Source organism: Bradyrhizobium tropiciagri, assembly GCF_018130545.1.
Lineage (GTDB): Bacteria > Pseudomonadota > Alphaproteobacteria > Rhizobiales > Xanthobacteraceae > Bradyrhizobium > Bradyrhizobium tropiciagri_A.
In genome coordinates this window covers 808,153-822,874 of the sequence record NZ_JAFCKF010000004.1, presented here as the reverse complement: position 1 = coordinate 822,874, position 14,722 = coordinate 808,153, and the positions used below count along the sequence as shown (strand labels likewise).

Here is a 14,722-nt window from a genome sequence, read left to right as displayed (position 1 = left end):
GAAGCAATCCATCTATCCGCACCTGTGGAGGGATGGATTGCTTCGTCGCTTCGCTTTTCGCAATGACGGCAAGTGCATCATTTATTCAAAAAATTCAGCGGCAATCCGGGCCGCGACCAGTCCATCGCGATCAGTTCGCCCTTGCCCGACAGCGTGATGTAGGCCGTCTTCAGGTCGGGGCCGCCGAAGGCGATGTTGGTGGTGACGCGGTCGCCGGTCGGCACCTGCTCGACCACGGTGCCGTCGGGCGCGATCACCGAGATGCAGCCCGAGATCAGGGTCGCGACGCAAACGTTTCCGTTGGCTTCGACCGCGAGCGAGTCGAACATCTGGTAGCCGCCGAGGCCGGCGATCGGCTTGCCGCGCTCGCCGCGATAGATCACGTCGCGCGGCTTGATGGTGCCGGGCTCGGACACCTCATAGGCCCACAGCCGCGCGGTCGGCGTCTCCGCGATGTAGACGGTCTTCTCGTCCGGCGAGAGACCAATGCCATTGGCCGGCAGGATGCCATGCACGGCCTCGACGATCTCGTTCATGCCGGGCTTCAGGTAATAGAACGCGCCGACATCCATGTCGCGGGCGCGGCGCTTGCCGAGATCGGAAAACCACAGGCCGCCCTGCCTGTCGAACACCAGATCGTTCGGCCCGCGCAGCTCGTGCTCGCCGCATTTGGTGACGACCGTCTCGACCTTGCCGGTTTGCAGATCGACGCGCTGGATCGAGCCGCCGAGATAATCCTCCGGCTGCGGACCCGGCATGATCATGTTCTTGGTCGGGATCCAGGAGAAGCCGCCATTGTTGCAGATGTAGACCTTGCCGTCGGGGCCGAGCGCCGCGCCGTTCGGGCCGCCCGGCACCTTGGCGACGATCTCCTTGCGCCCGTCGGGATAGACCCGGGTCAGCCGCTGGCCGCGGATCTCGACCAGCACGACCGAGCCGTCGGGCATCACGACGGGACCTTCGGGAAATTCGAGATCGGTGGCGAGAACTCGGATATTGGCCATGGCATCCTCCCGGCTCTTTGGCTGCCGGCGGTCTCCGAACGGCCCCGCACGCGCAACGTTGTTGTTCATCCTGTTATGGCAAACGGGGTTTGGCTTGCCAAGCAACCGGGGGTGCAAGGCTGCCCGGCGTTGAGGTCGCGGTGCCAATCGCCCTCGCTATCACGCAGCATAGCCACGGCGTCATCACCCGCGAAAGCGGGTGATCCAGTATTCCAGAGGCGGAAGTACTTGAGCTGAGAGGCCGCGGCGTACTGGATCGCCCGGTCGAGCCGGGCGATGACAGTTGAAGTTGGGGACGCGGCTTCGCGCCGCACCTCTCCTTCGTCATTCCGGGGCGCGCGTAGCGCGAGCCCTCAGGCGCGCAATTGCGCACCGGGGAATGACGAATTCAACTCAACGAGCCCGCATGCACCCACCAGCCGGGATGCGCGGCGCGGAGCTTCTCGCCGGCGGCCTCGGCGTCGGTGTCGGTGGCGAACACGGCAAAGCAGGTCGCGCCGGAGCCCGACATGCGCGCCAGACGAACGCCCGTGGTCGCGCGCAGTGCCGACAGCACGTCGCTGATGACGGGCTCGATGCGTGCGGCGGGGCCTTCGAGATCGTTGGTGCCGCGCGACAGTGCGGCGATCCAGTCGTCGACCGCGCGGCCGGCCTCCGGCCAGGACGGCGCTTGCATCACGACATCGGTGGCACCGATCAGGAGCTCGCCATGGCGCAGGCCGAGCGCGTTGAAGACATCCTTGGTCGCAACCGGCACGCGCGGATTGACCAGCACGGCAGGCATTGTCGGCAGATCGAGCGGCAGCAGGCCTTCGCCGACGCCGGTCATGTCGCAGGCGCGCGAGGCGACGCACACCGGTACGTCGGCGCCAGTGGCCAGCGCCACCTCCATGATCCTGCTGTCGTCAAGCGAGAGCTCATTGAGCCGCGCCAGGAGCCGCAGCGCGGCCGCGGCATCCGCCGAGCCGCCGCCGATGCCGGCCGCGACCGGCAGCACCTTCTCCAGGGTGAAGTGGCCGACCTCGAGGTCCACGACGCGCTCGCCGAGCAGCCGCGCGGCCTTGAGCACCAGATTGTCCGAGGTATCGCCGCAGGCATCGGCCAGCGGCCCCAGCATCGAAAGCGACAGCTCGGGGCCCGGCTCGAGCGTGAGACGGTCGGCGCAATCGGCGAACGCAACGACGCTCTCCAGGTCGTGAAACCCATCGACGCGCCGCCCGACCACCTTCAGCGTCAGGTTGACCTTGGCACGCCCTTCTTCAATCAGCGCCGGCACGGCGATAAACCCCTAAAAAACAATGATCGTGAGCGATTAGCGTAAATCGCCGCACGATCCTATCCCTTTGTTTGGATGGAAATTCCGGGTTTTTGCATGCGCCGGACGCGCACCCCACCGTCATGCCCGGGCATAGCCGTCCGAACGACGGCGTCGCTTCCGCTCGCCTATGACCCCGGCATCCATCAACCGAAAGGGCCTCTTACGAAGAGGATGGATGGCCGGGTCAAGCCTGGCCATGACGATCCGGAAACGTCGATGCCCGGGACCAGCCCGGGCATCACGGCATTTTATGCAGTTGCGCGCGCGGCCGCCGTCTCCGGCCTAGCCGCCCTTGCCGTCGTCGTCCTTCTTCTTGTCGGCCGCGGCGGCGTTCGAGGTATCATCCGGCAGGCCGTTGTCGATCTTGGCCTGGATCTTCGGCAGCTCTTCCGGCTCGGGCTTGAGGTCGCGGGCATGAGCCCACTGGAACTTGGCTTCCAGCGTGCGGCCGACGCGCCAATAGGCATCGCCGAGATGGTCGTTGATGGTCGGATCTTCCGGCTTCAGGTCGATCGCGCGCTCGAGGTTCTTCACCGCCTCGTCGTAATTGCCGATCCGGTAATAGGCCCAGCCGAGGGAGTCGACGATGTAGCCGTCATCAGGACGCTGATCGACGGCACGCTTGATCATCTTCATGCCTTCGTCGAGGTTGATGCCCTGGTCGATCCAGGAATAGCCGAGATAGTTCAGCACATGGGGCTGCTCGGGCTGCAGCTCGAGCGCCTTGCGCATGTCGGCCTCGGCCTTGTTCCACTGCTTGGAGCGCTCCTCGCAGATGCCGCGATAGTAATAGGTGACCCAGGCGTTCTTGTCGCCGCTACCGGCCGGCAGCGCATCGATCGCCTGCGAGTAGGTGGTGGCGCAGTCGGCGAACTTCTTGCGGCCGCGCTCGATATTGCCGAGCGCCAGGATCGCCTCGACGTCCTTGGGCTGATCGGCGGTCACTTCCTTCAGGATCTTGATCGCCTCGTCGCTGCGGTCGGCGGCGTCGAGATTGGTCGCGAGCTGGATCTGTGCGTTGCGCTTCAGCGGCGAGGACGCCGGCATCCGCTCATAGACCTTGATCGCCATCTGCGGCTTCTTCACCGACTCATAGAGATCGGCGAGCGACAGCAGCGCCAGCGGATGGTTCGGCTGCAGATAGAGCGCGAGCTGCAGATAGACCAGCGCGAGGTCCTCACCGCCGCGGCGGGTCAGCGTCGCGCCGATGCCGTACAGCGCTTCCGCGGCGCCGGCCTGCGGGCTATCGATCAGCGGCGGCAGCTTCTTGCCGGCCTTGGTCTCCTTGATGCCTTCCAGCACCAGCGGATGACGCGGCAGCTTCTTGTCGAACGCCTCGTACATCGCGGTCGCGGCAGCCGCATCCTTGTTGCGCGAGGTCCAGCGGGCATATTCGTCGACCGTGCGCAGCATCGAATCGTCGAGCTTGTAGACCTTCTCGAAGCGGGCGCCGGCGTCCTTCTCCTTACCGGCGAGCTCGTAGATCATGCCGGCATGCAGATCCTTGAAGATCGGATACCATTCCGGGCCGGTCAGCTTGTCGATCGAGGCGACCGCGCCCTTGCTATCGCCGGCGCCATAGGCCGCCCAGGCCGACAGCAGCGTCGCCACCAGGTCGGTGATCGGGCCGCGGACCGACTGGTTGATGTTGGACTGCGCGGCGGCGTACTTCTTCAGCTTGAGGTCGCGCACGCCGACGACGAGGCGGGCGACGCGGTTGGACTTGTCCTGGGTCAGGATGCGGTCGGCGAGCTTGACCGCCTCCTCGATGTCGCCGTCAGCGAGCGAGGAGATGAAGGCGCGGTCGAGCAGCTCGGAATTCTTCGGGTCGGTACGCAGCGCCGAGCGGTAGAACGCCGCGGCCGAGGACGCATCGCGCTCGACACTGGCGTGGCGAGCCGCGAGATAGCTGCCGGCGGTGGTCAGCGACTTCAGGTCGGTCTTGGAGGGGAACTGCGCGGTATTGTCGGTCGGATGATCGGGCGTCTGCGCCGCAAGCTGCGCAGGCACGGCAAGCGCCGCGGCAGCGAGAACGGCAATCGTCAGGCGGTTGAATCGGGTGGACAGCATCACGGTCGCCTTGCTCCAGGGGTTTAAGGCCACGAAGGATTTACGGCCAAGATCCTCGCGACAAGATCTTGCGATCACTCTCAAAATGCGAACCCATGCGGCGGCATCACGGCGAGCGGACAATGCCGCTTTTGGCGCTCTACCGCAAGGACAGCCCAACGGGTACCTGTGACGAATCAATTGGCAGATTAGGCCTTTACGCCCACCGATCCAGCCAGCCCCACCGCAAAACGCTCCCACTATGGCGGTATCGTGACCGGTCCGGGCACATTCGCGTGCAGATGCAAAAAGCCGCGGATGGCGCCCCCGCACGGCCGGTTCGACCTCTCCCCTGGCGGAGAGGTCGGAATTCGAGCGCCGGCGCAGCGGGACCACTCACGCAAATGTGGCCGGCCACCCTGCTCTGTCCTGGTCGTTACATCGCCTCGTAGTTCGGACCGCCGCCGCCCTCGGGAGGAACCCAGGTGATGTTGCCGTTGGGGTCCTTCACGTCGCAGGTTTTGCAGTGGACGCAGTTCTGGGCGTTGATCTGGAAGCGCGGCGTTGCGCCCTCCTCGACCCATTCATAGACGCCGGCGGGGCAATAGCGATTGGAGGGACCGGCGAAAACGTCGTGCTCCGACGTCTTCTGCAGATTGAGATCGGCGACCCTGAGATGGACCGGCTGGTCCTCCTCATGGTTGGTGTTGGACAGGAACACCGACGACAGCTTGTCGAACGAGATCTTGCCGTCCGGCTTCGGATAGGCAATCGGCTGATGCTGCTTGGACGGATCGAGCGTCTTGCGGTCCGGCTTGGCGTGCGACTGGGTGCCGAACAGCGAGAAGCCGAGCGTGTTGCACCACATGTCGAAGCCGGACAGCGCCATGCCGAGCAGATTGCCGAACTTCGACAGCAGCGGCTTGGCGTTGCGGACCTTGAACAGGTCCTTGCCGATCGAAGACGAACGCCAGGCGTTTTCGTATTCGACGACTTCGTCATTGGCGCGTCCGGCGCCGAGTGCGGCCGCGACATGCTCGGCGGCGAGCATGCCGGAGCCCATCGCGTTGTGGACGCCCTTGATGCGCGGCACGTTGACGAAGCCCGCGGCGCAGCCGATCAGCGCACCGCCCGGGAAGGTCAGCCGCGGCACCGACTGGTAGCCGCCCTCGGTGATGGCGCGCGCGCCATAGGCCAGCCGCTTGCCGCCTTCGAACAGTTCGCGGATATCGGGATGGGTCTTCATCCGCTGGAATTCGTCGAACGGCGACAGATAGGGATCGTTGTAGTTCAGATGCACGACGAAGCCGACCGCGACGCGGTTGTCGTCGTAGTGATAGAGGAACGAGCCGCCGCCGGTCTTGTCGTTCAGCGGCCAGCCGAGTGTGTGCTGCACCCGGCCCTTCTTGTGCTTCGCCGGATCGATCTGCCAGACCTCCTTCAGGCCGATGCCGAATTTCGGCGGCTCGGAGTTGGCGTCGAGATTGAACTTCGCGATCAGCTGCTTGGACAGCGAGCCGCGCGCGCCTTCGGCGAACAGCGTGTACTTGCCGAGCAGCTCCATGCCGCGGGTGTAGGAATCCTTGTGGCTGCCGTCCTTGGCGATGCCCATGTCGCCGGTCGCGATGCCGCGCACCGCGCCCTTGTCGTCATAGAGCACTTCGGCCGCGGCAAAGCCCGGATAGATCTCGACGCCGAGCGCTTCCGCCTTCGGCGCCAGCCAGCGGCAGACAGTGCCGAGCGAGCCGATGTAGTTGTGATGATTGTGCATCAGCGGCGGCATGATGAAGTTCGGGATGCGGAACCAGCCCTGCGACGTCGCCCAATAGAAGCGGTCGCTCGTGACCTGCGTCTTCAGCGGACAGTCGGCATCCTCGCGCCAGTCGGGCACCAGCTTGTCGAGGCCGGACGGATCGATCACCGCACCGGAGAGGATGTGCGCGCCGACTTCGGAGCCCTTCTCCACCACGACGACAGAGAGCTCGGGATTGAGCTGCTTGAGCCGGATCGCGGCCGACAGGCCCGACGGGCCAGCGCCGACGATGACGACGTCGAATTCCATAGACTCGCGCGGGGGAAGGTCTTCAGCACTCATGATCTTTGATCTCAGCCCATTGAGAACGCTTCTAAGCTTTTCAAAAGTCGTTGTTTCCGATTTTTCGGGGAAGGACAACCACGGAATTGCGCTTCGATGGCTTTGCACCGTCCGGATACCGCGGAGAATAATCTTTTCCGAAATCGAGCCTCCACTTTTCCCCTCGATGCTCTAGATTGCGCCGATGATGGCCCTGCCACCCGAGCCCACCCCTACACTGCAGCAATTGCTGGCCTTTTACCTCGAGGCCGGGGTCGATTGCGCGCTCGGCGACGCACCGATCAACCGGCTGGAAGAGGTGGAGCCAGTTCCCGCGCCCGCCGCGCCGCGGCCGCCGGTCGCGCTCAATCCGCTGCGTCCGCCGCCGATGCCTTCAGTTCCGCGCAGCGAAATCACCGTGGCACCGGAGGCCGCGATCGCCTCGGCGCGCGAGGCCGCGCGGACCGCGCCGACGCTCGAGGCGTTGCGCACGCTGATGGAGACGTTCGACGGCTGCGCGCTGAAGCACACCGCGACCCGGCTGGTGTTCGCCGATGGCAATCCGCAGGCGCGCGTGATGTTCGTCGGCGAGGCGCCGGGCCGCGACGAGGACATCGAGGGCCTGCCGTTCGTGGGCCGCTCCGGCAAGCTGCTCGACCGCATGATCGCGGCGATCGGGCTCGATCGCAGCAAGGCCTACATCGCCAACGTGATTCCGTGGCGACCGCCGGGCAACCGCACCCCGACGCCGCAGGAGACGCAGGTGTGCCTGCCCTTCATCCAGCGCCATATCGAGCTGGTGAACCCCGACGTGCTGGTGACGCTCGGCAATCCCTCGACGCAGGCGCTGCTGGCGACGCGCGAAGGCATCATGCGCACCCGCGGCAAATGGGTCGATTACGACACCGGCACGCGCACGATCCGCGCCGTCGCCACCTTCCATCCGGCCTATCTGCTGCGCTCGCCGTCGTACAAGCGGCTGTCATGGCAGGATCTGCGCGCGATCGCGAAGGTGCTGCAAGCCGCGACGGCGTAACGCTTCGTAGGGTGGGCAAAGGCGCGCAGCGACGTGCTCACCTTCACGCGTCGTGCTCGCGATGGTGGGCACGCTGACGCTTTGCCCACCCTACGGATCGACGGATCTGCCTCACCCCTTCGGCCGCACGATCGCCCAGCCGATCCGCAGCACCGGCTGCCGGCCGTTGACCAGGCGATCGAACGCCCGCGGCACTTCCGGCACCAGGCCGGGGAAGCGTTGCGCGAGTTCGGGCGGCGGCGTGCCGGCGGTGTCCTGCGCGCGCCAGACCACGACGCCGCCGGTCTCGTTGAACTTCGCGATCGACAGCCAGGGCGTCCGTTGCGGCGTGGCGTCGAGCAGGAGATGCGGACGACGGCCGTTCATCGTGATCAGGCTGGCGATCTCGGGATCGCCGGCGACCGCACGCAGGCGCTGGTTGGTGCGGCGCTCGTAGCTATCGTCGAAAAAGCGGCCGATCGCGGCCGCCGGCGGCGAGGTCGGTGCCTCCGTCGTGCTGATCCACGGCAGGAACAATGCCGCCGCCAGTGCGGCGGCCGCGGGCGCCGCGACCGCGAAAGCCCACACCGAACGCAACAGCCGCTGGCGCCTCAGCGGGATCAGATCGCCGGTCGCGACGACAGCGGCGAGCCCCGACATCAACAGCGCCACGCCGGCGCCGCCGAAGGCGCGGTCGAGATCGAACAGACCGGAGACGAAGCTGCTCAAAATCGCCGGCGCGAACGCGAAGAAATAGACGAACTGCTGCGCCAGCGGACTGACCCGCGGACGATAGATGATCGGCGCATCCTCACTGGCGCGGGCGAACCAGCGTGAATTGAGGATCGCGAGCACCGCGATCGCGGCCGTCGCCACGATCAACCCGCCGAGCACGACGCCCCAATGCAGCGCGCGCTCCCTGAGATCGGCGATCGCAGGCAAGGCCGGCAGCGCTAGCGCGTCGGCGCGGACCAGCCAGATCAGATAGGGCAGCGCCAGCACGATGACGACCAGCAGCGCATAGAGCGGATCGACCGCGCGCAGCGTGCGCCGCCCACGCTCGGTGACCAGCGCAAAGCCGACCACGAGCAGGATCATGCCGATCGCCGCCGGCGTCGTCAGCAGCAGCAGGCCGCAATCGATCGACCAGGCGAACCAGGCGCTGCGCCGGTTCTGCCCGATCAACTGCCAGGAATGCAGCAACAGCAGCGCCCAGAGCGGACGCGCCAGGATCAGCGGGCCGAACTCGACACTCGGCGAGGAGAACACCACGACCGTCATCGACAGCAAGACCGCCAGTACGCCCTGCGGGCCGCCGACGATGGCGCGCGCCAGCTGGTAGAAGGCGATGAAGGTGGCGATCTCGCAGATCTGCGCCAGCAGGTAGACGCCGAACACATGATTGCCGGCGGCGCGGAAGGCGATGTCGGCAAGCCAGAATGCCAGCGGCGGCCCCATGTCGGTGCCGACCTGATATTCGCGGCCGAAGGCGAGCACGGTGGCGAGATTGCCGGGCGGGCTGCCGTAGAAGATCAGGGGCAGCAACAGCCAGATCGCGGCCTGCACCAGCACCACGACCCAGACCACGAGGCGCGGCCGGGCGCGGATCAGTTCGACAACCAGGGAGGTAAACCGCATGAAATGCCTGAAATGCCCCAGCTACCGCATCTAGCGGCGCAGACTGATCCCGAGGGTTTTGATAAACGGCAGCGGCGGTGGAGGCAACCGGCGTCGGATGAGTCCACGGTGCAAAGTCAAATGCAGCTGTCGTGGTCAGCTTCCCCTGTCATCATCCGCGAAGGCGGGGCATCCAGCACGCCGCGGCCCCTCGATCGAAAACGACGGCCTCTGGAATACTGGATCGCCCGGTCGAGGCCGGCTTTGGGTGGGTTGGCGTCGTCGCGAACTACGCCGCCGCCGATGCCGCCGCTTCGCTCTCTGCATCCACCGTGAACAGGTCGGGCTCGGCCGCGACCGGAAAATGCTTCAGCCGCGCGGCGACGACGGGGGCGAAGAAGCTGCGGTGATGGCTGGTCGGGCCGAGCCGGTCCAGCGCCTCGAGGTGCTCGGGGACGCCATAGCCCTTGTGCTGCTCAAAGCCATAGCCGGGACAATCCAGCGCCAGCGCGCACATCAGGCGATCGCGCGTCACCTTGGCGATGATCGAGGCGGCCGCAATCGAGGCCACGATGCCGTCGCCGCCGATCACGGCGTCGCAGTCGCAGGGCGTGGCTAGCTTGTCGCGGCCGTCGACGAAGACGTGCTTTGGCATCTCCGGCAGCGCATGTACCGCGCGCGCCAGCGCCCAGAGCGAGGCACGCAGGATATTGTCGCGGTCGATTCGCGCCGGCGATGCCACCGCGACCGAGAACGCAGCCGTGGCGCAGATTTCCTCGAACAGCTCCTCGCGGCGCTCGGCGGTCAGCCGCTTGGAATCATCGAGGCCCTTGGGAATCCGATTCGGGTCGAGCACGACGGCGGCGGCAACCACGGGTCCGGCCAGGGGACCGCGCCCGGCCTCGTCGCAGCCGGCGACCGGCCAGACGCCGTTCTTGATCAGCGCGCGCTCGCGCCGGAACGTCGGCCGCCTCACGGCGATGACGCGCTTGGCCAGCTTGGCTGATTTGGCCGGCGCCTTCTTCGACGAGGTCTTTGATGCGCTTTTGGATTTATCCCGAATCATGCGGGAGATCGTGATCAAGCAAGCCCCGCGGCGCAACCGGGAACCGGCCACCCGTCCCCGCTATTCAATTTCCTGCCGGAGCTAGTTCGGGATCGACACAAGTCCGCTCTCCAGCACCGCAAAACCCGGCGCGCGCACCACTTCCCAGGCGTGGCCGTCGGGATCGCTGAAATAGCCGCAATAGCCGCCATAGCTGGTCGGCTGCGCGGGCTTCAGCAACGTGGCGCCTTTCGACAGCGCGAACGCCATCACACGATCGACCTCGGCATCGTCGTTGCAGTTCCAGGCGATCGCAACGCCGCGGAACGCGGCTGGCCGCGGCTGATCGGGCAACGCGGCATCGGCAGCGAGCAGATGCCACGGGAACAGCCCGAGCACGGTGCCGCCGGTCGCAAAGAAGGCCACCTCCTCGCCGGTCGCGCGCATCTTCCTGGTGAAGCCGAGGGACTCGTAGAAGGCGATGCTGGCGCGCATGTCGCTGACGCCGAGCGTGAGGACGGTGAAGCGTGCGGCCGGGGCGTTACTCATTGTTACCTCTTTCCGTCATTGCGAGGAGCCAAGCGACGAAGCAATCCATCTATCCCATTATTGCGATATGGATTGCGTCGCTTCGCCCGCAATGACGTTTTTCAGTTTTAGAACAAACTGAGCTGCTGTCCGCTGCGCTTCGGCTTGGCGAAGTGATCGGTGGTCAGCTTGGTGCGCCGCTTGTTGAGGCCGAGCTTTTCGCAGGCGATCTCGAAGCGGCGGCCGATCATCCAGGCCATCGGGCCGGTGCCCTTCATCCGCGTACCCCATTGCGAGTCGTAATCGCGGCCCCCGCGCATGTCGCGGATCAGCGTGAAGACGTGGCGGTAGCGGTCGGGGTAGTTGGCCATCAGCCATTCGCGGAAGAGATCGCGGACCTCGAGCGGCAGCCGCAGCAGCACGTAGCTTGCTTCCCTGGCGCCGGCATGCACGGCGGCGTCGAGGATGCGCTCGATCTCGGAATCGTTCAGTGCCGGGATCACAGGCGCCACCATCACCGTGGTCGGGATGCCGGCATCCGCGAGCCGCTTGATCGCCTCGAGCCGCTTCGGCGGGGTCGAGGCGCGCGGCTCCATGGTGCGGGCGAGTTTTGGGTCGAGCGTCGTCACCGACAGCGCGACCTTGGCGAGATTGCGCTTGGCCATCCGCGCCAGGATATCGATGTCACGGGTCACGAGCGCGGACTTGGTCACGATGCCGACCGGATGGCCGGCGCGCTCGAGGACTTCAAGAATACCGCGCATGATCTTCCGGTCGCGCTCGATCGGCTGATAGGGATCGGTGTTGGTGCCGATCGCGATCATCCGCGCCTCATAGTCGGGCGCCGCCAGCTCCTTCTCGAGCAGCGCCGGCGCATCCGGCTTGGCAAACAGCTTTGACTCGAAGTCGAGCCCCGGCGACAGGCCGAGATAGGCGTGGGTCGGCCGCGCGAAGCAATAGACGCAGCCATGCTCGCAGCCGCGATAGGGATTGATCGAACGGTCGAAGCCGATATCGGGCGAGTCGTTGCGGGTGATCACCTTGCGCGAGGTGTCGAGCGCCACGCTGGTGGTAAACGGCGGCAGGTCTTCGAGGCTCTGCCAGCCGTCGTCGAAGGCTGTCCGCGCCTCGGCCTCGTAACGGCCGCTGGCGTTGGACTGCGCGCCACGACCGCGCCGCCGCTCGCGCTCGATCGCGACCGCAAGCTCGGGAAAAGAGGTGGGTGCACCCGCCGGGTTATCGGAGGGCGCCGTTACCGGCGGGTGCTTGAGGGCATGAGAGGATGCTCGGCTCATGCTGTGAAGCTAGCACAGCGCGAGAACAAATCAAGAACATGAGCGAAGAAATTCCACAGAACCTTGCTACAAAATTCTGCAAGCGAACAGGCTGCTTTGAATATGACAAGGTGATAACACGGCCGGAGTTTCTTGAAACGTTTGAGCCACCGAAGCCTCAAATCATGCTGAGCGTGATCATTCCAACCGACGGCATCGAGCGCACCGCGGTCGCCACATTGGCGGCGCTGGTGCCGGGCGCGGCCGCCGGCGTCATCCGCGAGGTGCTGCTGGTCGACCGCACCAACAGCGACGTGATGGAGCGCGTCGCCGACGTGGCCGGCTGCGGTTTCCTGCGGTTCGAAGGCACGCGCGCCGCGGCGCTGGCCGCCGGTGCAAGGCAGGCGCGCTCGCCCTGGCTAATGTTTCTGCATCCGGGCGCGGTGCTCGATGCCGGCTGGATCGAGGAGACCACCCAGTTCATCCAGATGGTGGCGGCAAGCGGCAAGGATCGCGCCGGCATCTTCCGCTACGCCCGCGCGCCGTACACCGACCCGGGCCTGCGCGACGGCCTCAAATTCGTCGCCCGCATGATCACCGGGCCCTCAGCCGAACAGGGCCTGTTGATCGCGCGCGAGCATTACGAGCGGATCGGCGGCTACCGGCCCGACGCGCGCCGCTCCGAGGCGCGGCTGTTGCGCCGGCTCGGCCGCTCCTCGCGCACCATGCTGCGCAGCCGGATCATGGTGGCGTAAAGACGCGTTTGCCCTAGGGACGCTTCCGGAGAGGGACAGGCCGACGTGACCGTCGAAATTCAGCGACTCGTTCAACGATTTGTTTCGGGGGCGGACACGTCGATCGGCATTGCGAACGAGATCGAGGTGGCGCTCGATGACGGCTTTCCTGACGACCAGTACGTGCAGGAGACCGTCGAGATGCTCGCAATGTATCGGCCTGCGGGCGGAGAACTCCTGTTCGGTACGGCCACCATCAGAGAACGCCTGATTGAAACGATGAAGCGCCTGCGAAAGGACGCGTAGGTTCTTTCGGCAATTGGGCTTGCGATTTATTTGATACCGTCAAATAATCTGTTTGATGAAATCAAATTCCCAGGACACCTCTCTTGCGAGCCAGGTCGCCGCGGTCCGCGGCTTCAGCCGGTTTTACACACGCAAGCTCGGCATCATCGAGCCGAAGCTGCTGCATTCCCCGTTCACGCTGCAGGAAGCCCGCATCATCTACGAGCTCGCGCATCGCCCCAACTGCATCGCGACCGATCTGGTGCGCGATCTCGACCTCGATGCCGGCTTCGTCAGCCGCATGCTGGCCGCGCTGCAACGCCGCCAGATCGTGACGCGCAAGCCGTCGAAGGCCGACCGGCGCGTCAATCAGGTGGCGCTCACCGCCAAGGGCCGCACCGCTGCCGCGGATCTCGACCGCCGCTCGCGCAGCGAGGTCGGGGCGTTGCTGAAGCAGATCGACGGCAAACGCCGCGCCGCCGTGGTGCGCGCGATGGGCACGATCGAGCAAGCGCTGGAGCCGCCGGCGAAGAAGCCGGCCGGCTTCCTGCTGCGCAGCCATCGCGTCGGCGACATCGGCTGGGTCATTTCGCGGCAGGGACGCGCCTACGCGGAGGAATATGGCTGGGACATCAGCTATGAGGCACTGGTGGCCGAGATCTGCGCGCAATTCATCCGATCGTTCGATCCGGCCCGCGAGCATTGCTGGATCGCGGAGATCGACGGCGAGCCGGCCGGCTCGATCTTCCTGGTCAACGGCGGCGACGGGGTCGCCAAGCTGCGGCTGTTGCTGGTCGAGGAAGAGGCGCGCGGACTGGGCGTCGGCCGCGCTCTGGTCGAGCAATGCATCCGCGCCGCCCGCGAGATGGGCTACAAGAAGATGACGCTGTGGACCCAGAGCATTTTGGTCGCCGCCCGCGGCATCTACGCCCGCGCCGGGTTTCACAAGGTAAAGGAAGAGAAGCACCACAGCTTTGGTGTCGACCTGGTCGGCGAGACCTGGGAGCTGGGGCTGTAAGACTGCACACCCCTGTCATTCCGGGGCGCGCGAAGCGCGAGCCCGGAATCCATTGCTCCGCAGGTTGTATGGCTCAATGGATTCCGGGCTCATCGCTACGCGATGCTCTCAGATGCGCAATTGCGCATCTGAGAATGACGGGGAGAGGTGATGCCTACGCGCTCGCGCCCTTCGCCTTCGGACGGCGCAGATGCTCGTCCAGCCGCGGCATGATCTCGACGAAATTGCAGGGCCGCGTGCGGTAGTCGAGCTGCGCAGCCAGGATGCCGTCCCAGCCGTCGCGGCAAGCGCCCGGTGAGCCGGGCAGGCAGAAGATGAAGGTCGCACCGGCCACGCCCGCGGTGGCGCGGCTCTGGATCGTCGATGCGCCGATCTTGGCATGACTCAGCATATGGAAGGCGATCGAGAAGCCGTCCATCCGCTTCTCGAACAGCGGCTCGACCGCCTCCGGCGTCACGTCGCGGCCGGTGAAGCCGGTCCCGCCGGTCGTGATGACGGCATCGACGCCCGCGTCCGCGATCCAGCGCCGGATCACCGCACGGATCGCCTCGACATCGTCAGTGACGATCTCGCGCGCCGCGAGCTTGTGGCCGGCGGCGGTGAGCCGATCGGCCAGCGTAGTGCCCGACTTGTCATCCGCCAGTGAGCGGGTGTCGGAAATCGTCAGCACCGCGATGTTGAGCGGGACGAATTGCTTCGTTTCGTCGATTGAGGACATGGATTGCTCTCTCGCTCCCTCTCCCGATTGCGGGGGTCCGAGG

The 14,722-nt window shown here is 65.8% G+C and carries 13 protein-coding genes; 4 read left to right on the top strand and 9 right to left on the bottom strand.

Annotated elements, in window-relative coordinates; genetic code table 11:
* Positions 1-77: 77 nt before the first annotated feature.
* The 4 genes from JQ616_RS21565 to JQ616_RS21550 form a co-directional block, all read right to left on the bottom strand.
* Positions 78-1,004: an SMP-30/gluconolactonase/LRE family protein gene (locus JQ616_RS21565; RefSeq protein WP_212017725.1), complete on the bottom strand. Its 927-nt coding sequence runs from the start codon at positions 1,002-1,004 to the stop codon at positions 78-80.
* Between the two features lie 388 nt (positions 1,005-1,392).
* The gene (locus JQ616_RS21560; protein ID WP_212017723.1) at positions 1,393-2,280 is read right to left on the bottom strand and encodes a 4-(cytidine 5'-diphospho)-2-C-methyl-D-erythritol kinase; all 888 of its coding nucleotides are present in this window, start codon (positions 2,278-2,280) and stop codon (positions 1,393-1,395) included.
* Positions 2,281-2,604: 324 nt separating this feature from the next.
* The gene (locus JQ616_RS21555) at positions 2,605-4,392 is read right to left on the bottom strand and encodes a tetratricopeptide repeat protein (RefSeq protein ID WP_212017720.1); all 1,788 of its coding nucleotides are present in this window, start codon (positions 4,390-4,392) and stop codon (positions 2,605-2,607) included.
* Between the two features lie 415 nt (positions 4,393-4,807).
* The gene (locus JQ616_RS21550; RefSeq protein ID WP_212017718.1) at positions 4,808-6,466 is read right to left on the bottom strand and encodes an electron transfer flavoprotein-ubiquinone oxidoreductase; all 1,659 of its coding nucleotides are present in this window, start codon (positions 6,464-6,466) and stop codon (positions 4,808-4,810) included.
* A 193-nt stretch (positions 6,467-6,659) separates the two neighbouring features.
* On the opposite strand from JQ616_RS21550, the gene JQ616_RS21545 reads away from it, so the two are divergent.
* Positions 6,660-7,481, top strand: coding sequence for a uracil-DNA glycosylase (locus JQ616_RS21545; RefSeq protein WP_212017920.1), 822 nt, complete (start codon positions 6,660-6,662; stop codon positions 7,479-7,481).
* A gap of 111 nt (positions 7,482-7,592) precedes the next feature.
* Here the strand turns inward: JQ616_RS21545 and JQ616_RS21540 are convergent, their stop codons facing one another.
* From JQ616_RS21540 to JQ616_RS21525, 4 genes are all read right to left on the bottom strand, one after another.
* Positions 7,593-9,098, bottom strand: a complete 1,506-nt coding sequence (locus tag JQ616_RS21540) for a glycosyltransferase family 39 protein (RefSeq protein WP_212017715.1) — start codon at positions 9,096-9,098, stop codon at positions 7,593-7,595.
* A gap of 268 nt (positions 9,099-9,366) precedes the next feature.
* Positions 9,367-10,143, bottom strand: coding sequence for a ribonuclease HII (locus tag JQ616_RS21535; protein WP_212017714.1), 777 nt, complete (start codon positions 10,141-10,143; stop codon positions 9,367-9,369).
* An 81-nt stretch (positions 10,144-10,224) separates the two neighbouring features.
* Positions 10,225-10,671 (bottom strand): VOC family protein, encoded by a 447-nt coding sequence (locus JQ616_RS21530; RefSeq protein ID WP_212017712.1) that lies wholly within the window; start codon positions 10,669-10,671, stop codon positions 10,225-10,227.
* Between the two features lie 107 nt (positions 10,672-10,778).
* On the bottom strand, positions 10,779-11,945 hold the full coding sequence (locus JQ616_RS21525; RefSeq protein ID WP_212017710.1) for a PA0069 family radical SAM protein: 1,167 nt from the start codon (positions 11,943-11,945) through the stop codon (positions 10,779-10,781).
* A 164-nt stretch (positions 11,946-12,109) separates the two neighbouring features.
* Here JQ616_RS21525 and JQ616_RS21520 point away from each other — a divergent pair, with 164 nt between their 5' ends.
* From JQ616_RS21520 to JQ616_RS21510, 3 genes are read left to right on the top strand one after another with little or no spacing between them, the layout of a single operon-like run.
* Positions 12,110-12,679, top strand: coding sequence for a glycosyl transferase (locus JQ616_RS21520; RefSeq protein WP_212017707.1), 570 nt, complete (start codon positions 12,110-12,112; stop codon positions 12,677-12,679).
* Between the two features lie 45 nt (positions 12,680-12,724).
* On the top strand, positions 12,725-12,964 hold the full coding sequence (locus JQ616_RS21515; protein ID WP_212017705.1) for a hypothetical protein: 240 nt from the start codon (positions 12,725-12,727) through the stop codon (positions 12,962-12,964).
* Positions 12,965-13,019: 55 nt separating this feature from the next.
* On the top strand, positions 13,020-13,961 hold the full coding sequence (locus JQ616_RS21510) for a bifunctional helix-turn-helix transcriptional regulator/GNAT family N-acetyltransferase (protein ID WP_212017703.1): 942 nt from the start codon (positions 13,020-13,022) through the stop codon (positions 13,959-13,961).
* Between the two features lie 154 nt (positions 13,962-14,115).
* Here the strand turns inward: JQ616_RS21510 and moaB are convergent, their stop codons facing one another.
* Complete coding sequence (gene moaB / locus JQ616_RS21505; protein ID WP_212017701.1) at positions 14,116-14,679, bottom strand: molybdenum cofactor biosynthesis protein B; 564 nt, start codon at positions 14,677-14,679, stop codon at positions 14,116-14,118.
* Between the last annotated feature and the right edge of the window lie 43 nt (positions 14,680-14,722).